The organism is Janthinobacterium sp. GW822-FHT07H10, assembly GCF_058798675.1.
This window is the reverse complement of sequence record NZ_JBXAKS010000004.1, coordinates 1-22,037: the sequence shown is the minus strand read 5'-3', so window position 1 is coordinate 22,037 and position 22,037 is coordinate 1. Positions and strand designations below refer to the sequence as shown.

General features: G+C 59.9%; 15 protein-coding genes and 1 pseudogene. 3 read left to right on the top strand and 13 right to left on the bottom strand.

The window, feature by feature from the left end:
• The first annotated feature begins 1 nt into the window (after nt 1).
• Nucleotides 2–973, top strand: a complete 972-nt coding sequence (locus AC1RDJ_RS10795) for an ABC transporter permease (protein ID WP_071325225.1) — start codon at nt 2–4, stop codon at nt 971–973.
• A 419-nt stretch (nt 974–1,392) separates the two neighbouring features.
• Here the strand turns inward: AC1RDJ_RS10795 and AC1RDJ_RS10790 are convergent.
• Nucleotides 1,393–1,977, bottom strand: a pseudogene (locus AC1RDJ_RS10790) (NUDIX domain-containing protein); the annotation flags it as partial.
• Nucleotides 1,978–2,055: 78 nt separating this feature from the next.
• Here AC1RDJ_RS10790 and AC1RDJ_RS10785 point away from each other — a divergent pair.
• Entirely contained in the window at nt 2,056–2,820 is a 765-nt protein-coding gene (locus AC1RDJ_RS10785; protein WP_493027423.1) for a DeoR/GlpR family DNA-binding transcription regulator, read from the top strand.
• An 83-nt stretch (nt 2,821–2,903) separates the two neighbouring features.
• Here AC1RDJ_RS10785 and AC1RDJ_RS10780 read toward each other — a convergent pair whose 3' ends face one another.
• The 11 genes from AC1RDJ_RS10780 to puuE all read right to left on the bottom strand — a co-directional run bounded on the left by AC1RDJ_RS10780 (nt 2,904) and on the right by puuE (nt 20,509).
• Nucleotides 2,904–3,215: a hypothetical protein gene (locus tag AC1RDJ_RS10780; RefSeq protein WP_156894953.1), complete on the bottom strand. Its 312-nt coding sequence runs from the start codon at nt 3,213–3,215 to the stop codon at nt 2,904–2,906.
• A 123-nt stretch (nt 3,216–3,338) separates the two neighbouring features.
• Nucleotides 3,339–4,406 (bottom strand): S1/P1 nuclease, encoded by a 1,068-nt coding sequence (locus AC1RDJ_RS10775; RefSeq protein WP_493027422.1) that lies wholly within the window; start codon nt 4,404–4,406, stop codon nt 3,339–3,341.
• Nucleotides 4,407–4,408: 2 nt separating this feature from the next.
• Complete coding sequence (locus AC1RDJ_RS10770; protein ID WP_493027421.1) at nt 4,409–5,638, bottom strand: phospholipase D-like domain-containing protein; 1,230 nt, start codon at nt 5,636–5,638, stop codon at nt 4,409–4,411.
• A gap of 18 nt (nt 5,639–5,656) precedes the next feature.
• The gene (locus AC1RDJ_RS10765) at nt 5,657–7,366 is read right to left on the bottom strand and encodes a bifunctional metallophosphatase/5'-nucleotidase (protein ID WP_493027420.1); all 1,710 of its coding nucleotides are present in this window, start codon (nt 7,364–7,366) and stop codon (nt 5,657–5,659) included.
• A 113-nt stretch (nt 7,367–7,479) separates the two neighbouring features.
• Nucleotides 7,480–10,890, bottom strand: a complete 3,411-nt coding sequence (locus AC1RDJ_RS10760) for a TonB-dependent receptor (protein ID WP_071325231.1) — start codon at nt 10,888–10,890, stop codon at nt 7,480–7,482.
• A gap of 795 nt (nt 10,891–11,685) precedes the next feature.
• Nucleotides 11,686–13,188, bottom strand: coding sequence for an adenosine deaminase family protein (locus AC1RDJ_RS10755; protein ID WP_493027419.1), 1,503 nt, complete (start codon nt 13,186–13,188; stop codon nt 11,686–11,688).
• Nucleotides 13,189–13,231: 43 nt separating this feature from the next.
• On the bottom strand, nt 13,232–14,548 hold the full coding sequence (gene guaD / locus AC1RDJ_RS10750) for a guanine deaminase (protein ID WP_493027418.1): 1,317 nt from the start codon (nt 14,546–14,548) through the stop codon (nt 13,232–13,234).
• A gap of 9 nt (nt 14,549–14,557) precedes the next feature.
• Nucleotides 14,558–15,625: a xanthine dehydrogenase accessory protein XdhC gene (xdhC, locus tag AC1RDJ_RS10745; protein WP_493027417.1), complete on the bottom strand. Its 1,068-nt coding sequence runs from the start codon at nt 15,623–15,625 to the stop codon at nt 14,558–14,560.
• A gap of 9 nt (nt 15,626–15,634) precedes the next feature.
• Nucleotides 15,635–17,980, bottom strand: coding sequence for a xanthine dehydrogenase molybdopterin binding subunit (xdhB, locus tag AC1RDJ_RS10740; protein ID WP_493027416.1), 2,346 nt, complete (start codon nt 17,978–17,980; stop codon nt 15,635–15,637).
• 10 nt (nt 17,981–17,990) lie between these two features.
• Nucleotides 17,991–19,457 (bottom strand): xanthine dehydrogenase small subunit, encoded by a 1,467-nt coding sequence (xdhA, locus tag AC1RDJ_RS10735; RefSeq protein WP_493027415.1) that lies wholly within the window; start codon nt 19,455–19,457, stop codon nt 17,991–17,993.
• Between the two features lie 98 nt (nt 19,458–19,555).
• Nucleotides 19,556–20,509: an allantoinase PuuE gene (gene puuE / locus AC1RDJ_RS10730; RefSeq protein WP_071325237.1), complete on the bottom strand. Its 954-nt coding sequence runs from the start codon at nt 20,507–20,509 to the stop codon at nt 19,556–19,558.
• Between the two features lie 121 nt (nt 20,510–20,630).
• Here puuE and uraH point away from each other — a divergent pair, with 121 nt between their 5' ends.
• On the top strand, nt 20,631–20,984 hold the full coding sequence (gene uraH / locus AC1RDJ_RS10725) for a hydroxyisourate hydrolase (protein WP_071325238.1): 354 nt from the start codon (nt 20,631–20,633) through the stop codon (nt 20,982–20,984).
• Nucleotides 20,985–21,080: 96 nt separating this feature from the next.
• Here uraH and AC1RDJ_RS10720 read toward each other — a convergent pair whose 3' ends face one another.
• Nucleotides 21,081–21,731, bottom strand: coding sequence for a PEP-CTERM sorting domain-containing protein (locus AC1RDJ_RS10720; protein ID WP_493027414.1), 651 nt, complete (start codon nt 21,729–21,731; stop codon nt 21,081–21,083).
• Nucleotides 21,732–22,037 lie beyond the last annotated feature (306 nt).

Sequence of the window (22,037 nt, the reverse complement as noted above, 5' to 3'; positions counted from 1 at the left end):
CATGACACTCGACGACTTTCATTTCGCCAGCATCCTGGTATCGACCGTGCGCAATGCGCCGGTCCTGATCTTTGCCGCCATGGCTGGCCTGTTCGCCGAACGCAGCGGCATGATCGACATCGGCCTGGAAGGCAAGATCCTGGCCAGCGCCTTCGCTTCCGCCGCCGTGGCCTACACGACGCAAAACCCGTACTACGGCATGGCCGCCGGCATGCTCGTCTGCGTCGCCCTGGCCCTGCTGCAGGCGTATGTCAGCATCACGCAAAAGGGCAACCAGCTGGTGGCCGGCATGGCGATCAATATCGCCATGAGCGGGCTGACCTTTGTTCTGGCGCAGTTCTTTTTCCAGCAAGGCGGCCGCACGCCCGACCTCGGTTCCGCGCGCCTGTTCGACGTCGTCTTGCCGGGCACGCAGTACGTGGAGCACATCCCCTTCATCGGCTGGGTGTATGCCCATTTGATCGGCGGCCATTCCATCCTCGTGTATGTGGCATTCCTGCTGATCCCGCTCGTGCACTGGCTGCTGTACCACACGCGTTTCGGCCTGCGCCTGCGCGCCTGCGGCGAAAACCCGCACGCGGCCGACTCGGCCGGCGTCAGCGTGGAAGCGACGCGCTACATGGCCATGCTGGTGGCCGGCATCCTGTGCTCGTTCTCGGGCGCCTATCTGGCCATCGTGCAAAGCGGCTTCTTCCTGCGCGACATGTCGGCCGGTGCCGGCTACCTGGCCCTGACGGCCATGGTGTTCGGCAACTGGCGTCCCGTCTACACCTTCCTCGGCTGCCTGATGTTCGGCTTCTTCGCCGCCATCCAGATCCAGATCGAAGGCGTGGACTTGCCTGTCGTCGGCCGCATCCCCGGCTCGCTGATCCAGATGGTGCCGTATGTGGTCACCGTGATCGTGCTGGCCGGCTTGATGGCGAAATCCATCGCGCCGAAGGCCATCGGCATTCCGTTCGTCAAGTCGCGCTAAGTTTCAATGCGCGGATAACAAAGCGAAGCCCGCGGGCTTCGCTTTTTTTACGCCTGTGGAATCTCGTCCGGCGAGAAATACACGGGCAGGCCCAGGCCGCGCGCCACATCCACCATCTGGTCGGCGCCCCGGGACGCGCCGCCCATGCGCAGCACGGCATCGCAATGCGTGAGCAGCCGCGCCGCGTGCGCGTGGAACAGTTCCTCATACACGCCATCGCCCACCTGGCTTGAACCGGCCAGCGCCAGCATGGGCAAGGCCAGCCATTCGCCGAGCACGGGCAAGTGCCCGGCCGCATACAGCGGCAAACATAGCTCTTCCATGGCCGCCACATTGCGCTGCATCAAGACGGGATCGTCGCCCGTACCCGAGCGGTAGGGACCGGCGATGAGGATCTGCAGCCCCCGTTTGCGCGGCATCAAGTGCAGTTGCGCATGCTGCAGCAGCATGATGGTCTTGCCGTCACAGATGCGGCCGTCCGCCACCATCTGCATCGCTTGCGCCAGCGGCAGCTCCAGCACGTCGATATCTTCGCCCTCGTGCGCCAGGCCGCCGCCAGCGCCGATACGGCTCGACGGATCGTACTCGGCAACGAAGAAATGCAGGCGCTCCGTCACGGAACCCGGGCTCATGAAAGCCTCGAAGACCTTGCCCACGTCGCCCACCCGGTAGCCGGTTTCCTCCTCCACCTCGGCGCGGATGCGCTGTTCCGCGCTGGCCTGTTCCAGCAAGCCGGCCGCCGCCTCGATGAGGAAGCCGTCGTGTCCATCGCGGTAGGTGGGAAAGCGAAACTGGCGGATCAGGATCACCGTGCGCCGTTCCTTGTTGTAGAGCAGGATGGTGGCACCATCGCCACGGTCATAGGTTTCCCGCGTCTGCGTCTGCCACTGTCCATCGCGGCGCAGGTAGTCGAACGTGGTCTTTTGCAACAGATACCAGTCGTGCGACAGGGTCTGCACGTGCTGGATGCGCACCCTCTCCTGCCCCGGATTGTCGTCGCGCATGTCGTCTCCTTGTTGTGCTTGCGTTCGCCGACTTTATCATGCAAACTCGTGCAACATCAAGAATTAACAAGAAAAATCATGCTGACACATCAACGCAAACAGTATTTGCTGGACCTGCTCCAGCGTGAGGGACAGATCGTCGCCAAGGCCGTCAGCGACGCCCTGGGATTATCGGAAGACACCATCCGCCGCGACCTGCGCGAGCTGGCGAAAGAGGGATTGCTGGAACGCGTGCATGGCGGCGCCCTGCCCTTGCTGCCCCGTTCGCCCGCGCTGGCGCCGTTTGCGGGCCGCATACAGATGTCAGCCGAAGCCAAGCCCGCCATCGGCCGCGCGGCGGGCGCCATGATACAGGCGGGGCAAGTGGTGTTTATCGATGGCGGCACGACCGCGGTGCAGCTGGCGCGCCAGCTGCCGCGAGAATTGCGCGCCACCGTGGTCACGCACAGCCCCTCGATTGCAGTCGAGCTCGTCAATCATCCATCGATCGAGGTAGTGATGCTGGGCGGGCGCCTGTACAAGCATTCGATCGTCGGCGTGGGCGCGGCCACCGTGGAAGCCATCGGCCGCATCCGCGCCGACCTGTATTTCATGGGCGTGGCCGGCCTGCATCCGCAAGCGGGCATCACCACCGGAGACTATGAGGAAGCGTGTGTCAAGCGCGCCCTGAGCGAGGCGTCGGCCCGCACCATCGTGCTGGCCTCGCCGGAAAAGCTGAATACCGCCTCGCCGTTCCAGATCGCGCCGTTGAGCCAGGTCAGCGATATCGTCGTGCAGCGCGACATGGAGGACACGCTGCTGGCGCCGTACCGCGAGATGGGCATAGTTGTGACATTGGCGTGAATTAGCGGACTCAAGCTGAAATGCTCGCGCCTATGAGCAGCAAGGAAAGCATCCTCACTAAGAAATAATTTCCAAAGATCAAATTAACTTAAACCGCCTATGCGGTGCAAACGACGCGAAGAATAGCCGGATTTATCCTCCACAGTATCGTAACAATAGATAGACGCCGTCTTTCCGGATGCATACAGGGTCAGCACCAAAGCATAAAGATTTTTCTCTTCAGGCATAACATGGCAATACAGGCCGTTCGATAGCTTGACCACGATGGGACTGGCATCCTGCCACACGATGACTTCCTTGATACTGACAGGCTCGCCCGCTGGAGTCCAGGCATAGGCAGCGCTACTCAATGCCAGCAAGGCCAATACGCAGATGCGTTTAATAACTTTATTCACTGTCAATCCTATTTGTTAAGTAACAATCCGGCAATTATTACATTTGCAATTCGATAGATCAAATCAAATGCATGGGCTGAGCAAGAAAACCGCCAGGGCAGCGGTTTTCCATGCATCTGCATTTCACGGCCAAATAGCCTGTAACAACGCAGCCAAGTGATAGCCGCCATGAATCAGCTGCTGCTTCGCCAGCGCCGAGCTGGGCACGGGATAATTGTCCGGCACCGTCAAGGCCCACACATTGTAGGCCTCGCCCTTGCGGCTGGTCTGCTGCGTGGCCGGGCCCGCCACCACGTCCGCGTAGGCCACTTTCGAGGCGGCCAGCGACGCATCGGCCCATTGATACGGCCACGTGACGGGGTCGCCAGTATTGCGGCTCACGTCAGGCCCGCTGGCAATCACCGTCCTGGCGAATTGCTGCGGCGTGCGCGTGCTCAGGCGGCGCATGGCGTAATCGACCACCGTGCTGTCCCAGTACGAATGCAGGGGCTTGGTGGGCGACTTCGGATAGGCGCTGGCCGGCTTGGCCGCGCCATCCTCGGCCGGCAGCGGCGCGGGAATCACGGCGTCCGACAGCGCCGTCAGCTTCGCATCGTCGAGCAGCAGGTCGTTGCCGCCGCGCGCATTGAAGATCGCCACGTCGTCAATCTGCGCCTGGGTGGCGGGCACGAAAAACTGGCCATCCTTGCCGACAAAGGCGTTACCCACATGCAAAGGCTGGTGGATATCGCCCACCAGGTGCGTGATCAGGATCAAGGCTTCGCGCTGGCTGAAACGGTGCGGATTGCTGGCCGCATCATCCTTGCCCTGCAACACCAGAATCGCCTGTTTCAACGTCTGCACGATGTCGTCGTCAGCCGTGCCCACGCCATGGTCGTGGTAATGCTCGTTCTGGAAAGGCACGTTCGTGTAATGGTATTCGCCATGCTTCGGGTTCGCCGCCACATACGTCAGCATTTCCGCCGATTGCGGGCCGCAATACGTGCCCTTCACGCAATCGGGCCAGTTGGCAATCTTTTCCAGACTTTCGCCGGGCAGCAGCAATTTGGCAATTGCCGCCTGAGCAGCGCTGCCCTTGAGCAATTGATCGGCGATGGCGCCGACGGCGCGGTGGCCGTCATTGCCCCAGGCCAGCACATTGCCGGAGGAGAAAGCGGCGCCCAGCGCCAACAGCGTGAGTAATTTTTTCATGCTCACTCCTTCGCTTGCGGCGCCGCTTTCGCCGGTTTCGGATACTGCTTGTTGATGTCGATAGGCTGCGCATACACCGAGCTCCACGTCTGCTCGTGCAGCGCGGCAATACGCTGCGCCATGGCGTCGTTGCGCAGCACCACTTCCAGATTGCGCGACAAGTCGAAATAGCCGCCCGTCCAGTTGCTCGTGCCGACCCAGGCCAGCTTGCCGTCGATGCTCATGGTCTTGCTGTGGATCACGCGCGCGAACGGAATGAAGCCCGTCGATGCCGTCGGCAAGGTGACGATGCGGATTTCCACGTTCGGCACCAGGGCCAGGCTTTTCAGGTAGGCGATGGCCGGCGCTTCCGTGTTCCAGGCGGACACCATCAGCTTGATCTTCACGCCGCGCTGGGCGGCCGTGCGCACGGCGTTGTCGATCACGGCGTAATACGGACGCGTGCGGTTCGGACCGTAGGACAGCGGCGCATAGTCGAGCAGCTGGATGCGCACCTCGCTTTTCGCTTCCACCAGCAAGGCCGGCAAACCCGTTTCCGAATCGCCCACGCCAGCCGGGTTGTACGCATTCGGGCTGGCCAGCAAAAACGCGTTTTGCGCGTAATTGGCCGGCACCACCTTGCTGTTGAGTACCGTGGCGCGGCTGCCTTGCGACGTCAGGGCCTGGGCTTGCCAATCCTGCTCGAAGATGGCTTGCACCTGGCCGACCATGGCAGGCTCCGTGATTTTCACGCCCGTTTCATGGATGTGCTCGAACGAGCGCCAGTCGAAATTCTGGCTGCCGATGTAGGCCACCTGGCCGTCGACGGCCAGGTATTTCGCGTGCACGATGCCGTTGCCCGTGACTTTATTGAAATCGATGAGGCGCAAGTCCAGGTTCGGAATCGCCTTGATCTGCGCGATGGTTGCCGCTTCCGACAGGCCCACGCCCTTCTGGTCGAGCAGGAAGCGGATCTTCACGCCGCGCTGGCCGGCCGCCGTCAGGCTGGCCAGCACTTTTTCAAATGCCGTACCCGGTTTGCTGACGGCATAGAACTGGGCGATGACGATCTCTTTTTTGGCCCCGTCGAACAGCTCGCTCCATACGGTGACCGGCTCGCGCAGGTCGGGATTGGTCAGCGTGGTTTCCACGGGCGAAGTGTGCACGAGCTCAAAGCCGGGAATGGTGAAATCGGCGTGGGCCGTGCCCGCGAACAGGCTGGAAAGTAGAACGGAAACAAATAAGCGACGCATGGTTTTTCCTTGAAAGTATTAGTTGACGCGCACGATGCGGCCTGCCGCCGTGGCGCTGCCCGCAGGCTTGCCGGCGCGCGCGCGCGAAATCAGGTAATCGCTGAAGGCGTCGATATCGCGCACGCCCGTATCGAGACGGCGCGTGCCGGCTGCCAGCACGGTGAAGCGGTCGCCGCCGCCGGCGAGGAAACTATTGGCGGCGACACGGTATTGTTGATTATCGTCAATAGGGCTGCCATTCAGCATGATGCTACCCGGCAGCACGCGCTGGCCTTGCGGCTGCGTGCTGTCCCAGCGATAACTGAATCCTTCCGAAACTTGCAGCAGATTGCCATCTTCGGCCACCGCGCCCGGCCATTGCTGTTCGAGCAAGGTACGGATTTGCGCGCCGGACAGGCTGACGACGATCAGCGTATTGCCGAACGGTACCACGGCCTGGTTTTGCCCCACATTCGTCATCAGGTCGGCGCCCGCTTCCAGATCCTTGCGGATGCCGCCATTATTCATCAGGCCGATTTGTGCACCGGCAGCGCGCGCGCCAAACAGGGTGCTGTCGGCCACCAGGTCGCCCAGCGCGGAAGCGCCGCTGCCCTTGGTGCTGCGGCCTACCGTCGGCACGGCGATGGCCGCCACGGGACGCGACAGTTCCTGCGCGCTGCGCTGCTTCACCGATTCCAGGTAGGCGCTGACGGCCGGGTCCGGTTCATACATGCCCGGCAGCATGACGACGTTTTGCGCGCTGGCGTCGATCACGGCGTTCTTCACAGGATCGACCTTGAGTTTGATGCGCGTCAGCATATGTCCGCCCATCTGTGCTTGCGTCACCAGGCGGCCATCGACACGGCACAGATAACCCTGGTGCGAATGGCCGCTGACGACCAGCTGGATGGCGGGATCGAGACGTTTCACCACGTCGATCACCTCGCCCTTGAGGCCGCTGCAATCGGGCTGGTCGACGGCTTCCTTCGTTTCGCCGCCCTGGTGCAGCAGCACGACGAACACGCCCACGCCCTGTGCCCGCAGCTGCGGCAAGGTGGCGTTGATGGCGTCCGCTTCATCGCCGAACTGCAGGCCGGCAATGCCGGCGGCCGTCACCACGGACGGCGTATCCTTCAGCACGGCGCCGATCAAGCCCACCTTGACGCCATGCGCCTCTTCGATGCGGTAGGCCGGCAGCAGGGACTTGCCCGTCTGCGTATCGATGACATTGGCCGCCATATAGGTGTAGCTGGCGCCCTGGAAATCGGGCGTGAACTTGCAGGCCTTGTCGGCGCGCGAGGACTCGCAGCCGCCGCGCTGCTGGCGCAGCAATTCCGCCTTGCCCTGGTCAAACTCATGGTTGCCGACGGAACTGGCCTTCATGCCCAGCATGTTCATGGCGACGATGCTGGGCTCATCGGCCCACAGCGCCGACATGGCGGGACTGGCGCCGACCAGGTCGCCATTGCCGACAAAGATCAGCTGCGCATCTTCCTTGCGCCATGCCGCCAAGGCGCCGGACAGGGTATCGATGCCGCCCGCCTGCACCGTCTTGCGGACAGGGTCGGCGGCACTGGTATAGCTAAATTTGCTGCGGTCGAGGTTGCCATGAAAATCGTTCAGGGCGACCAGGTTCACTTCAATCGGGCCGCTCGGCGCAGCCTGCGGCGCGGCAGCGAAATGGCTGCAGGCGGACAGGGTCAGGATCAGGGCCGCGCTGGCGACCGGAGTGCGTAGGAAGTGAGCCATGGAATGATATTTATTGAAAAGAGGAAAGAGTAAACCATCTTGCGTATAAAAAAAACGGCTGGTGTCGCCACCAGCCGTTTTTTAGTTTGCCAAGCTACGAGGCAAGGACGAGATTAGAACTCGTACTTGATCGTTGCTTGCAGTGCCCATTGCGATTCGCCCTTGGCTTGGCGCGTTTCCGTGCCTTCAACCGTGGCGCGGGTGTTGTAGACGTACTTGCCGTTTTCCATACCCACGTAGTCGACGAAGCTGCGTACCTGACCGCCAGCCGATTGGAAGGCCACTTCATTGATGCGGCCCCATTTACGGTTGAGCATGTTGCCAAAGTTCAAGATATCGAAGGTAAAGATACCTTTGTTACCTTTGAAGAAGCCTGGGATTTCCTGGCTCAGACGCACGTCGAAACTGTTGGTCCATGGTGCGAAGCTTTCGTTACGGCCAATCACGCCGCCCTTGGCTTTGCGCAGGTCGCCATTGGCGTTGACGACTTTCCAGAACGCTGCCTCGTTGGCGGCGCGGGCTGCTGCCGTGGCGCCAGCGAAGACCACTTCGCCCGAACCTGGCGCGCTAGGAATGTACATCAAGTCATTGCCGCCCAGGCCATCACCGTTCAAGTCATTGTTGATGGTCCAGCTGTATGGCTTGCCGCTACGGCCTTCATAGAACAGACCAAACGTGGTCTTGTATTCGCCGAAGAAGCGTTTTTGCCAGTTGACGTTCGCCGTGAAGCGGTCCTTGACCATGTAGTTCGAGTTCGACGCGACGTTTTCGTTCGGATTGAAGACGGCACGGCCGCCCCAGTTCGAGCTCGACGTCGACGACGTCAGCGGCGACACTTCCGTGGCATCGCTGTAGGTGTACGACGAACCCCACGACAGGCCTTCGCGCAGCGGGCTGCGTACCGACAGGGTCAGCACGTTCGACTCGCCCTTGTCCGTGTTCTTGGCCATCAGCACCTGACCGAAGGCGGCATTGCTGCCCGCTTTGGTCAACGCGCTGCAATTGGCACCACCGATCAGACCGCCCGTGGCATTCCAGCACGAGGTCTTGTAAGCGTTCGGGCCATAGTACAGCGGACGACCGTCGCTACCGAAAGCAGTTGGGGCACCCAGGTTCAACTCTTCATAGTAGATCGAGTTCTTGGTTTGCAAGCGCAGGTATTCCGCGCCAACAATCAGGCCCATCCATGGCAACTCATGTTCGAACGCCAGATTGGCTTTCCATACCGACGGTTGCGCCAAGTCCGTGCTCAGGGCATCGACCTTCATGGCGGGAACCACAGCGGCCAGGTTGGTCGGCTGTTTGTTTGGATCCGGATTGAAGAAACCATCGGTGGTCGGGCACGTGCCAGCCGCCGAGGTACACGTGATGTTTTGCGTGACCAGGCCGGTATTCTGGTAAGGATTGCCCAGCCAGACACTGGCAGCGGCGCCCTGGAACAGGCCGAAACCACCACGGAACTGCGTCGGACGTGCCGAATCGAGTTTGTAGTTGAAGCCAACGCGTGGCTGGTACAGGTTCTCGCCATCGATGGTGTGCGAGTTATCGATGCCGAAGCCGCCCGTTTGACGGCCGGTTGGCGTCGTGCGTGCCACGGTTGGCTGGGCTGCCAGCGCATTGTAGATCGGCTTTTCGCCGATACGGGTGCCATCGATGCGCAAGCCGGCCATGACCGTCAGCTGCTTGCTGACATCCCAGCTATCTTGCACGAACAAGCCGATGTTTTTCAGCGAGAACGACGCGATGGCGTCATTCAGCGTGCGGCCAGGTTGCGCCACTTGGTACGAGTACGAACTTGGACGGCCACGGCTGAAGTTCTCCAGCACGGCAGCTTGCAACTGCGCCGCGGTAGCCGTACCGCAATTGATCGCGCCAAACGAATAGGCAACGGCAGCGCTGCTGTTGATACAACCGAAGGTGTAGTTGCCATTGACGTTTTGCAGGAACGCATTGTAGACGTCGTTCTTGCTGTAATCGGCACCAAACTTCAGTTCGTGGTCACCCAACGCCCAGGTACCGGCGGCATAGAAGTCTTTCGTCTTGGTGCCCAGGACGTTTTTCTGGCGGCTCTGTTCCGTACCGAAGTTCAGGAAGCGGCTACCGGTGGCCAGGCCAGCAGGTGCACCGGCGGGCAGCGCGCCCGTGAACTGCAGGCCCATGGCCGGCAGGAAAGCATTATTTTTCGGCACGCTGTCATAGTCGCGCGTCGATACCTTCACTTCGGTCGAGAACGTCGGCGTCCATTCGGCCGTCCATTGGCCGACCAGGGTTTCCAGGCTCTTTTCCTGGGTGTACCAGTACGAGCTCAGCGACAAACCTGTCGGCGAGAAACCCGTGTAGATCGGCTCGGCTTGCTCTGTCTTGGTGTAACGCAGCATCATGCGCTGGCTGTCGGTCAAGTTCCAGTCCAGTTTCAGCAGCTTTTCCTTGGCCGTGAATTCCGAACCGCTAGGAATAGCCGAGCTACCGATATCGAGGCCATATTTATCTTTGGCGATACCGATGGCACCATCGATGGCCGATTGCGAAATGGCCACGTTGGTCTTGTCGCTGCCGATCGGACCGAAGGCCGGCGCGCCGCGCGAGCTCTTGGTTTCTTCGTAGTTAGCGAACAGGAACAGTTTATCCTGGATCAGTGGGCCGCCCAGGGTGATGCCCTTGGTGGTGTCTTTCGACTTTGGCGGCGCGTAGTACTCACCGGTCGAATCGTTGTAGCGGTCGCCAGCGGTGGTGTCATTGCGGAACACGTAGTAAACGCTGCCCTTGACCTTGTTGGTACCGGACTTGGTCACGGCGTTGATGTTCGCGCCCGTGTAGCCTTTTTGCGTCACGTCATAGTTGGCGACGTTCACCTGGACCGACTGGATCGCTTCGATCGAAATCGGTTGCTTGCCGGTCGCCGTACCGGAGGCTTCCAGGCCGAAGGTGTCATTCACGGCCACGCCGTCAATCGTCATCGAGTTGTAGCGCGAGTTCTGGCCGGCGACGGAGATTTCGCCGCGTTCCTTGTCCGTTTGCGACAGGCGCGGGTCGGCGCGGGCGTAGTCTTGCAGGCTACGGGAGATCGATGCCTGGGTTGCCAGTTCCGTCGGGCCGATGTTGGTGCCGGCACCCATGTTGCTGCGGTTAAAGATTTGTGCGCGGGCGGCATTGCCAACCACTTTTACCGATTGCATCGGGGCACCCAAGGTCGCATCGACGCTGGCCGTTTCAGCCAGCTGGATGTATACGCCTTCGCGTTTTTCCACTTCGCCGTTCTTGGTGATGGTGATCGTGTAAGGACCGCCAGCGCGCAAGCCGCGTGCAACATAGCGACCTTCCGCATCGGTGGTCACGTTGCTGGCGGAGCCAGATTCAACGTGCACGATGTTAACTTGGGCGCCAGCTGCTGGCTGACCATCGTTGGACGAGATACGTCCGCTGATGGCCGAGGTAGTGTTCTGTGCGAACGATGGTGCCGCCGCCAGTGCAATAGACAGGCTCAACGCGATTTGCGTCAGCCGAAGTCGTTTGTGATTGATCATCTTTAACCCCAGAAAAGACTATTATTTTTTGAAAATCCTGGATTGCCTCACCGCCCGGCTGCGCCGCACAGCAACACAAACACAACATTTCCTCTTTACGATGCTGCAACTGTTACGCCGGCTGGACTGGCTGCTGGTCCTGACAAGACCGTACACAAACGCCTTCCACACACACCACAGCCATCCCTATTCAAGCAAAAACGACGGGATCCGGGATCCCTGGCCGTACAACTCAGGGCGCTAGCACCTGTGTCATACACCCGACATGCTGAGCCGGCCAACATGGCAAGCCGCGAGTGTAATTGTTAAATATTTCAAGACTGTGACACGGCGGCAAGATGGAGAAAAATGTCGTCATTTAGCAGCATGACTGTTTGTTTCACTCTGCATCTCACCTTTATTTACTGCAAATACCCATCTACATACGATATCTGTCACATTAATTGTGACTTTTTAATATCACCCTCATCTCACTATGCATCATCAAAAAATGGATGACAAATACGTTTTTTTTTACATATTTATATATTTAAAATATAAATAGCATGAGCTAAGTAGCAGGATTGATATCGTGATGACAGTGTCCGGGCTTATGGCGCGAGATTATAAATGAGCAATATGTGCTTGAAATTGATTCATCCAGGAAATTGGACAAAGTCGTGCATCTGTCGTCAATTGTGTCGCATGGCCGCCACAAAGTTAGCGGAAACACATCAATATGAATTTGGCAGGAGAAAGGAAAACGGCCGGAGAATCCGGCCGCTGTGACAGTGTCGGTTTCGACAACGATACGACTTACGGTTTGCTTGCCTTGCCGGCCTGATCGGCCGCGGCAATTTGTGCTTCGAAGCGGGTGAAACGGGCGTCGAGTGCTTTCAGCAAACGTTGTTTATCCGCCTCGGCCAGGAAGGAATAGCGCAGGCTGTTATATGACAGCTTTTTAATTTCCGCATAGTCGGTCTTGTACTGGCTGGCAAACAAGACGTATTCATTCGACAAGGTGTTGCGCGACACGCCAGCATCGTCGGTCGAGATGACGAATGGCACGCCATACTTGCGGTACAGGGTAATCGGATGGGCCTGGCCCTTGATGCCGAGGATGTAGTCATTGCTGGTCAGATTCACTTCCACAGGGATACCCCGCTCGCGCATCTTTTGCATGGTCGCCAGCGCCTTGTTTTCATAGGCGATATCCATGCCATGGCCGATGCGGTCGGCGCCGGCCACATCGACGGCTTCGGCGATATGGAAAGCCATGCCTTCCGGCGGCACCATGCCCAGCGCCAGCTCACCGGCATGCAAGGCGATCTTCACGTTTGGATACTTCGCCTTGAGGAACTTGAACATTTCCATGTGCAGGCTGTAATCGCGCATGGAAACGTTCACGCTTTCCTGGCCCACGATATTCACGCCCACCACCAGGGGATTCAGGCTCGCTGCCTTGAAGGCGGCCACCATCGAGGAAAACACTTGCGACGGCGACAGGAAGCGCAGCACATACGCCTGGTAGCGCATGGTAAAGCTGGCGTCGTCGATGCCGGCGCTGCTGCTGTTCACATTGGCGTTGTAGTCGGTGATGCTTTTCTGGAAGGCCGCATCCTGCTCGAGGGTCTGCGTCCAGCTGGCCAGCAGCGCCTGCAGCGCGGCCGGCGGCAAGCCCTGGGTCAGCACCTGCTGGTCGAACTGCGTGTTTTGCACGAATGGCGACAGCTCGAAAATCGTTTCGATATAGCTCAGGTTTTCGGCGATGGCGCGCTGCTTCAGGGTTTTCAGGCCATCGGCCGTATTCGTGGAGGCCACGGGGCCGAAGTAGCCGAAGGTATCAAAGAAGGTGCGGTCGGGCGGCGTCTGGATGGCGCCGTGGTTATAGAAATCCTTGGTCGACCAGCGCTGCAGCAACTCCGCATACAGGCCCGCATCGGCGAACACTTCCGTCGATGACAGGCATCCACGCTGCGCGGCCGGCTTGGCGCGCTCGGCCGCCACGACATCCTTGTTGCTTTCGATGCGGTAGGTCGTCTTGTTGACGCAATAGTTTTCCTTGTCGACCCAGTCGAGGAACTGCTCGGCGTAGATGGCGCCCGAGTAATGGTGATGCAGGTCGCCGCCCTTGGGCATCATCGAAAAGAACAGGCTCAGTTCGGCGGTCTTCGGCTGCGCCCCCGCAAGCAGGGCGGCAAAATGGCGCGCGGTGGCCGCTTCGTTGGCAGACGGCGTGGCCGCTGCCTTGGCGGCATGCGCCGTACCGGTCAATGCCAGCGCGGCGCCAAGCGCCAGGCCAGTGAGTTTCTTGTGCATACGCGTTCTCGCTCAGGGTGATTCGTGTTGAACAACGGGTAGGTCAGCCTTGCCCCCGCACATGCACGCACTGTCCGCCCGAATACGTGGCGGCCACGGCACGGTCGTCACCGAGCAGCGCAAACGCAAACAGCAATTCCTCGAGGCTTTGACAAGCAGCCGTGCGGCGCGCCAGCAGCGGCGTCGATTGCTTGTCGAGCACGATGAAGTCCGCTTCCGTGCCAGCCGTGAAATTGCCCAGGGTGCCTTCCAGTTGCATGGCCCGCGCGGCGCCCAGGGTCGCCAGGTAAAACATGCGCAAGGCGGGCAGGTAGCTGCCTTTCAAGCGTGCTACTTTATAGGCTTCGTTCATGGTTTGCAACATCGAGAACGAGGTACCGCCCCCCACGTCGGTAGCCAGCGACAGCGGCACGCGCGCCGCATCGGCCCGCTCAAAATCAAACAGGCCGCTGCCCAGGAACAGGTTTGAGGTAGGACAAATCGCGGCCGCCGAGGATGTTTCCGCCATGCGCGCGCGGTCGCGTTCATCGAGCCAGACGCAGTGGCCGAACATGGCGCGCGGGCGCAGCATGCCGTACTGGTCATAGACATCGAGGTAGCTGCGCGCCTGCGGATGCAATTCGCGCACCCAGCGGCACTCGTCCTCGTTCTCCGACACATGCGTCTGCAGATAGGTATCCGGATAGGCGCGCGCCAGTTCGCCCGCCAGGTGCATCTGTTCATTGGTCGAGGTGGGCACGAAACGGGGCGTGATCGCATACAGCGAGCGGCCATGCTTGTGCCAGCGCCGGATCAGTTCCTCGCTCTCGCGCGCACCGGATTCTGCCGTATCGCGCAGGAATGCGGGACAGTTGCGGTCCATCATGACCTTGCCCGCCACCATGCGCAAGCCGCGCGCCTCGCTGGCGCCAAAGAAGGCGTCCACCGATTGCGGATGCACGCTGCCATACACCATGGCCGTGGTGGTGCCGCAGCGCAGTAGTTCATCGAGGAAAAACTCGGCCACATTGCGCGCGTGCACAGGGTCCTCAAACGCGCGCTCGGTGGGAAACGTGTACGTCTCGAGCCACGGCAGCAAGCCCGGGGCGGGTGAGGCGATCATTTCCGTCTGCGGGAAATGCAGGTGGGTATCGATAAAGCCGGGCACGATCAGCTTGCCCTGGTAGTCGACGATATGCGTGCCAGGAGGCAAAGTCGCCTGCAGTGACGCATAATCGCCGGCCGCCACGACCTTGCCATCGACCACGATCAGCAAACCGTCCGCGTGCCAGGCATGCGCCTCTTCATGGAAGGCGGGATCGGCGTGAAAGTGCAGCAAGCTGGCACGGTAAGCTTGCAATGTGGCAGGGACAATCGGCATGACTTCTTTCTATAACGGGTGATTGGCGGCGCGTCTATTGCGGCGCGGTGGCGTACTGGCAGTGACCAGCCGCAGCGGTGCGGCCAGGGCCGCCGCGGCGGCTTCCTCCCACACCATGAGTAATTGACAGGCAACGGAGGCGGCGATCACGGCTGGCGCCTTGTTGCGGATGCCAGGCATGCCGATTGGACACACCATGGCGGCGATACGTTCGTCCGGCACGCCACGGGCCTGCAGGCGGTGCTCGAACTGCTTGCGCTTGGTCTGCGAACCGATCAAGCCGAACCAGCCCGCATCGTCGCGCGCCATGATGGCTTCCGTCAAGCGTTGATCGAGCGCATGGCTATGCGTCATGACAAGGAAACTGCCACCGGGCGGTGCCATCGCGACGAATTCTTCGGGCGTGTCGGTAGCGGCGATGCGCACATTATCGGGCATGTATGCGGGAAACATGTCTTCGCGTTCATCGACCCAGGTGATATTACAGGGCAAATCGGCCAGCGCGCGCACGATGGCGGCTCCCACGTGGCCGGCACCGAACAGCGTCAGATGGGCACGCGGCGCCAGGCACGGGTCGACCAGCCAGCGCCGCCCGCTGCCATCCTGCGCCACATGGGTGCCCCGTTCACGCGCAAATGTGCTGGGCGCCTGCTCGCCTGTGCCGGCGATCAACCGCCCCATCGCATCGAACAGCGCCGAGGCGGGTGCACCGTCGAGTGCCGTCAAACGCCAGCTGTCCTGCTGGCGGCGTTCGCGCAAGGCGGACAACACCGCCCCCAGGCTGGCATCGACGGCTTCGAAGACAAGGTAGACGACGCCGCCGCAGCATTGGCCGAGGCTGGGGCCCAGCGCAAAACGCTCGAGCCGCGCATGGGTCTCGCCCGTGACCAGCATGGTCTTGGCGATTTCGACGGCGCGCAGCTCCAGGTGGCCGCCACCGATGGTATCGATCTGGCCGCGCGTAGTGACGCGCATCTTCGCTCCCGCCTCGCGCGGTCCGGAACCTTCCACCAGGGCGACCGTCACCAGCACGGATGCCTGCGCGTCATTGTCCATCGCTGTCAGCCAGTCGCTCATCGTCTGCTCCTATGCGGCGGTGCCGGCCGCTTGCACGGCCATGATCGCCTTGAGGATTTCCTCGCTGGTGGCCGGCGCATTGAGCGGCGGCTGCACGGCGTGATGGCCCACGCTGGAAATGGCGTCGCGGATGGCAAAGAAAACGGAAAACGGCAGCAGCAACGGCGGCTCGCCCACGGCTTTCGAGCGGTGTATGCTGTCTTCCACATTGCGGTTCCGGAACAGCTTGACGCGGAAATCTTCCGGGCAATCGGAAATGCCGGGAATTTTATACGTCGATGGCGCGTGCGTCATCAGCTTGCCTGCGCCATTCCACCACAGCTGCTCGGTCGTCAGCCAGCCCATGCCCTGGATAAACGCACCTTCCACTTGACCCAGATCAATCGCGGGGTTGAGCGACTGGCCTGCATCGTACAAGGCATCCGCGCGCAACAATTTCCATTCGCCCGTCAAGGTATCGACCACCACTTCGGCCACGGCCGCGCCATACGCGTAATACGAAAACGGATGGCCCGTCATCGTCTTCGCATCCCACGACAGACCGGGCGTGGCATAGAAACCGTCCGACCACAGTTGTACCCTGGCCAGATAGGCCTTCTGCACCAGTTCGGCAAACGCGACGACGTGGCCGTTGACGTGAATATGGTTATCGAAGAAACGCACGGCAGCAAGCGCGCCGCCGTACAGTTTGACCGCGTAGTCGGCCAGGCGTTCGCGGATCTGGCGCGCGGCATCCTGCGCCGCCTTGCCATTCAGGTCGGCACCGGTGGACGCCGCCGTGGCCGACGTATTCGCCACCTTGCTGGTATCGGTGGCCGTGGCGCGCACCCGTCCCAGGTCCAGGCCCAGCTCGTGCGCCACCACCTGCATGACCTTGGTATTGATGCCTTGCCCCATTTCCGTGCCGCCATGGTTGACCAGTACGGAGCCATCCACGTACACGTGCACGAGGGCGCCAGCCTGGTTCAGGTGCGTGACGTTGAAGGCGATGCCGAATTTCAATGGCGTGAATGCCAGGCCCTTCTTCAAGACAGGGCTGGCTTCGTTGAAGGCGTCGATGGCGCGGCGGCGCGCGCGGTAATCGCTGCTCTGTTCCAGTTCGGCGACGAGTTCGTGGATCACGTTATCGACGATGACCTGGCCATATGGCGTGACGTTGCGCCCTTCCCCATCGTTGCGGCCATAGAAATTGAGCAGGCGGATATCGAGCGCATCGCGCCGCAGGTGGCGGGCAATTTCATCGATGACATACTCGATGGCAATGGCGCCCTGCGGTCCGCCGAAACCCCGGAAGGCCGTGTTCGACTGCGTATTCGTCTTGCCGCAGGCGGCGCGGATATCCACGTCGGACAAATAATAGGTATTGTCGAAATGGCAGACGGCGCGCGTGGCGACGGGACCGGACAGGTCGGCCGAATAGCCGGCACGCGTGGTCATGTCGACCTTGGCGGCCAGCATCCGCCCCGCGTCGTCGTAGCCCACTTCATATTCATAGTAAAAACAGTGGCGCTTGCCCGTCACCAGCATGTCGTCGTCGCGGTCGGCGCGCAGCTTGACGGGGCGTTTCAGTTTCGATGCAGCAATAGCCGAGGCGGCCGCCCACAGGGCCGACTGCGATTCCTTGCCGCCAAAGCCGCCGCCCATGCGCCGGCATTCGACCGTGATGTTATGCGAATGCACGTCCAGCGCATGCGCCACGACGTGCTGCATTTCGCTGGGGTGCTGGGTCGAGCACAGTACGAGCATGCCTTGCGCTTCCTTCGGAATCGCGTAGGAAATCTGGCCTTCCAGGTAAAACTGTTCCTGGCCGCCCACATACAGCTGGCCCTTGACCACATGCGGCGCACGTTCGAAGGCCGCTTGATAGTCGCCGCGCGCCAGGTGCATGGGCGGCAGCACGTACGATTGTGCCGCCTTGGCCGCCTGTGGCGTCATGATCGCAGGCAACTCCTCATACGTCACTTGCGCCAGGCGGGCGGCGCGGCGCGCGTGATCATGCGTATCGGCCACCACGATGAAAATGGGCTGGCCCACGTATTGCACCAGATCAAACGCCAGGATGGGGTCGTCGTGAATGATGGGGCCGCAATCGTTGGTGCCGGGAATGTCCTGCGCCGTGTAGACGGCAACGACGCCGGCGGCAGCGCGCACGGCGGACAAGTCCATGGCCGTGATGCGCGCGTGCGGCTTTTGCGACAAGCCCAAGGCCGCGTGCAAGGTACTGTGCAGTTCAGCAATATCGTCCGTGTAGGTAGCTTGCCCCAGCACATGCAATTGCGCTGATTCATGGGGACTGGGCTTGCCCACAGAGCTCCAGGCGGCCGCTTGCAGTTCGGGCGTGGCAGGATGGTTCATATTCGTCCTTTCAAGCGCGGCAAGCGTAGGCATTGAGGGACGACCGCGGCAACGGTGCGCCGCAGCGTGTTTCCAGCCAGAAGCGGCGCAGCAGGTTTTGCGCCGTCATCATGCGGTAGCTGTTGGACGCGCGCATGTCCGACAGCGGCGCATAATCATCGGCCAGCAAGAGCATGGCAATGCTCAGGTTTTCTTCCGTCCACGCCTGGCCCCGCAAAAACGTTTCCGTTTGCGCAGCGCGCTGCGGCGTGGCCGCCATGCCGCCAAAGGCGATGCGCGCATCAACGATGCGTTCGCCATCGAGCTGGAAGGCAAACGCGGCGCACACGGCTGAAATATCCTGGTCAAAGCGCTTGGCCAGTTTATATGTGCGGAAATGCACGTCGGCACGCGGCAAGGGGACGCGCACGGCTTCGACGAATTCATCCGGCCGCAAGTCTTTCTTCTGATAGCCCAAATAGAAATTTTCCAGCGGCATGATGCGCTGGCCCGTCGGGCCGCGCAGCACGACGTCGCTTCCCAAGGCGATCAGCCATGGCATCGAGTCGCCGATGGGCGAGCCATTCGCGACATTGCCGCCCAGGGTACCGGCGTTGCGAATCGGCAAGGAAGCAAAGCGCTGCCACAATTCGGACAGTTCCTCGGGGTAGTGTTGACACAGCGCCCCGTAGGCATCGTTCAGGCTGGCGCCGGCGCCAATCTCCAGCTTGCCGTCGGCAATGGCAATGGTTTTCAAGGCCGCCACATTCCCCAGATAAATAATGTCGCCCAGGTCGCGCAGTTGCTTGGTCACCCAGAGTCCCACGTCGGTGGAGCCGGCCAGCAGGCACGCTTGCGGATGCGCCGCACGCAGCGCCACCAGTTCTTCAAGGGTATGCGGGGCATGGAATTGCTGGCCGCCATGTTCATACGTGAGCAAGCTGTCGCGCTGCAGCGCCTGCAGCTGCATGCCCAGGGCATCGCGGTCGAAGGCCACATGCGGCAATTCGCCCATGCGTTTTGCCGCCTCGATGATGGGCCGGTAGCCCGTGCAGCGGCACAGGTTGCCGGACAGGGTATCGTCGATTTCGCAGCGCGTGGGTGGCGCGCCATTCTTGTCCAGGTACATGCCCCACAGCGACATGACGAAGCCGGGCGTGCAAAAGCCGCATTGGGAACCGTGGCACTCGACCATCGCCTGCTGTACCGGATGCAGGGCGCCATCGGGCTGCTGCAAGTCTTCCACGGAAAACAGGGCCTTGCCATCGAGCGTAGGCGTCAGCTGGATGCAGGCATTCACGGCCTTCATCTCCACCTTGCCATCAACCAGGCTGCCGATGACCACCGTGCAGGCGCCGCAATCGCCTTCCGCACAGCCTTCCTTGGTGCCCGTGCAATGCAGGTCCTCGCGCAGGTGCTGCAACACAGTCTGCGTGGGGGCGGCGTTGCGTACTTCCTGTACGGCGCCACGGTAGTAAAAGCGAATCGGTTCTGACATGCTGGCCTCGGTATAGTCCTGTCTAGAAGATTAACACCGGCATACACGACAACTATACGCAAAAACTGATTTTACTTATCATCCCACATCAATAAAGATCATGCCTTGAACGGATGCGTCGCATGCCAGTGTTCGGCAATATCGATACGGCGCGTGATCCACACCTGCTCATGGCGCTGCACGTAGTCGAGAAAGCGCGCCAGCGCCGCCGCGCGGCCAGGCCGGCCTACCAGGCGGCAATGCAAGCCCACGGACAGCATCTTCGGCTGATTCAATCCGTTCGGATCGCCTTCCGCATACAGCACATCGAATGCATCCTTCAAATAGTCAAAAAACTGCGTGCCCGAATTAAAACCCTGCATGGCGGCAAAACGCATGTCGTTCGTGTCCAGGGTATAGGGCACGATCAGCTGCGCTTGCGCGGCTGCGGCGCCTGTGGCATCCGTGTACGCCACCTTTTCCCAGAATGGCAGGTCGTCGCCATAATAATCGGCGTCATAGCGAAAACCGCCATGCTCCACCACCAGTTTGCGCGTATTTGGCGAATCGCGCCCGGTGTACCAGCCTTGTGGGGCGGAACCGGTCAATTCGCGGATGATCTGCACGGCTTCGCGCATATGCGCACGCTCCGTCGCCTCATCCATGTTTTGATAGGAAATCCAGCGCAAGCCATGGCAAGCGATTTCATGCCCCAGTTCCTGGAACGCGGCTACCGCTTCCGGGTTGCGCTTCAAGGCCATCGAGACGCCAAATACGGTCAGCGGCAGGCGCCGCTCCTCGAACATGCGCAGCAGGCGCCACAGCCCGGCGCGCGAGCCGTATTCATAAATGGATTCCATGCTCAGGTGGCGTGCAGGAAAAGCCGCCGCGCCGATCATTTCGGACAAAAACGTCTCCGAGGCGGGATCGCCATGCAGCACGCTGTTTTCCGCCCCCTCTTCGTAATTGAGGACAAATTGCAGCGCGATACGCGCCTTGCCCGGCCATTGCGGATGGGGCGGCGTACGGCCATAACCGATCAAGTCGCGTGGATAATGTTCGTAAGTACTCATGCGGTGGCACGCCTATAGGAGGACAATGTGGGCTATATGCCCAATCATATAGCCCGGCGCAGTCACCGGTATATGATTTGCACGATAAGCACATTCACTCACTCTATATACAGGATAGCAAATGGGAAAACTCAGCACGCATGTACTCGATATCGCCCACGGCAAGCCGGGAGCCGGCGTCAAGGTGGCCCTGTTTTCAGTCGCGCCGGAAGGAAAAGTATTGCTGAAGATGGATATGACCAACAGCGATGGCCGCTGCAGTTCGCCACTGCTGGAAGGCGACAGCATGAAGGCGGGTCAGTATGAGCTGGTGTTCAATGCAGGCGACTATTTCGCCGCCCAGGGTGTCGATCTCCCCTCGCCCCGCTTCATCGACCTGGTGACCTTGGCCTTCGGTATCGCCCATACGGATGAAAACTACCATGTGCCGCTGGTGGTATCGCCATGGTCGTATTCGACGTATAGAGGGAGTTAAGTCTTACAATTTTTTAGGAAATAAAAAATTGCCTTGGCACCAAGGCATCGTCAATGGCATTGACGATGCCTTATGCTATTTATCCAGTTAAATATTTCAAGTTGCTCGTTTGGCGCGATGCGCAGTAAATCCAATCAAGCCCAAACCGAGCAGCATCATCGCATACGTTTCTGGCTCGGGAACCGCAGAGACGCCGTTGACGGCAATTTCAGTGATACGGAAGCTGCGGTCGTAACCATGTGTCAGGAAACGGCTCAAAACAACGGTATCCGTCACAATCCCGTCAAATATTGTGCCTGAAAAGCTATTAATCGCCTGGCAAATACCGGCAGCGCAGTTGCGGCCGGCTGAAGTAAACAAGAGCGACTGCCCATTGATAGTCACGGCAACATTACTCAACATGCTTTGGAACGGGTCCCAGAATGCCGGAGCTCCCCAAATATCTATGCCGTTCAGTCTGCTATTTCCTGACAGGTGCAATGTCACGGTCGTTGCGCCTCCCCCCTGGAATAGCTGGCTTGTCGTTCCGTCGGTTATGCCATCATTCAGCGTTCCACTGCCGCCAGTATAATTAAATCCGCCATTCACAAACGCAACGGTACCGGTATAAAAACTGGAATCAATGGAACCATTTGCGGCACCCAATGTATTGACGATATCGTAGGTCTTCACCAGGCCTTGCGCGTGTACTTGTAACGATGCCAGCAATGAAACGGCTGCCAATAATTTCAATAAAAATCTATTCATTTTTTCTTTGCTTTCACAATAAATGCCATACCAATTAATTATTTAAGAAGTATTTTTTACAACGACACTATATTGTCAGAAAAAATTATTTTCATAACGTTAATAAAGCATGATTTTATTGTCTTAACCAAAACAAGCAAATAGCCTTATCAGATTCAAAAAGCTCTTTAAAGTAATTGCAAAAGCATCAGACGAAAAAAAACCCCACCGGAGTCCGGTGGGGGTTTTCTCTACTGCGTATAACAAGCCTGACGATAACCTACTTTCACACTGGTTGCAGCACTATCATCGGCGCAAAGTTGTTTC

What these genes read in the sequence shown, in the direction of transcription:
- AC1RDJ_RS10795 (WP_071325225.1), top strand. Translation starts at nt 2, where the DNA reads ATGACACTCGACGACTTTCATTTCGCCAGCATCCTGGTATCGACCGTG.
- AC1RDJ_RS10785 (WP_493027423.1), top strand. Translation starts at nt 2,056, where the DNA reads ATGCTGACACATCAACGCAAACAGTATTTGCTGGACCTGCTCCAGCGT.
- AC1RDJ_RS10775 (WP_493027422.1), bottom strand. Translation starts at nt 4,406, where the DNA reads ATGAAAAAATTACTCACGCTGTTGGCGCTGGGCGCCGCTTTCTCCTCC.
- AC1RDJ_RS10770 (WP_493027421.1), bottom strand. Translation starts at nt 5,638, where the DNA reads ATGCGTCGCTTATTTGTTTCCGTTCTACTTTCCAGCCTGTTCGCGGGC.
- AC1RDJ_RS10765 (WP_493027420.1), bottom strand. Translation starts at nt 7,366, where the DNA reads ATGGCTCACTTCCTACGCACTCCGGTCGCCAGCGCGGCCCTGATCCTG.
- AC1RDJ_RS10760 (WP_071325231.1), bottom strand. Translation starts at nt 10,890, where the DNA reads ATGATCAATCACAAACGACTTCGGCTGACGCAAATCGCGTTGAGCCTG.
- AC1RDJ_RS10755 (WP_493027419.1), bottom strand. Translation starts at nt 13,188, where the DNA reads ATGCACAAGAAACTCACTGGCCTGGCGCTTGGCGCCGCGCTGGCATTG.
- guaD (WP_493027418.1), bottom strand. Translation starts at nt 14,548, where the DNA reads ATGCCGATTGTCCCTGCCACATTGCAAGCTTACCGTGCCAGCTTGCTG.
- xdhC (WP_493027417.1), bottom strand. Translation starts at nt 15,625, where the DNA reads ATGAGCGACTGGCTGACAGCGATGGACAATGACGCGCAGGCATCCGTG.
- xdhB (WP_493027416.1), bottom strand. Translation starts at nt 17,980, where the DNA reads ATGAACCATCCTGCCACGCCCGAACTGCAAGCGGCCGCCTGGAGCTCT.
- xdhA (WP_493027415.1), bottom strand. Translation starts at nt 19,457, where the DNA reads ATGTCAGAACCGATTCGCTTTTACTACCGTGGCGCCGTACAGGAAGTA.
- puuE (WP_071325237.1), bottom strand. Translation starts at nt 20,509, where the DNA reads ATGAGTACTTACGAACATTATCCACGCGACTTGATCGGTTATGGCCGT.
- uraH (WP_071325238.1), top strand. Translation starts at nt 20,631, where the DNA reads ATGGGAAAACTCAGCACGCATGTACTCGATATCGCCCACGGCAAGCCG.
- AC1RDJ_RS10720 (WP_493027414.1), bottom strand. Translation starts at nt 21,731, where the DNA reads ATGAATAGATTTTTATTGAAATTATTGGCAGCCGTTTCATTGCTGGCA.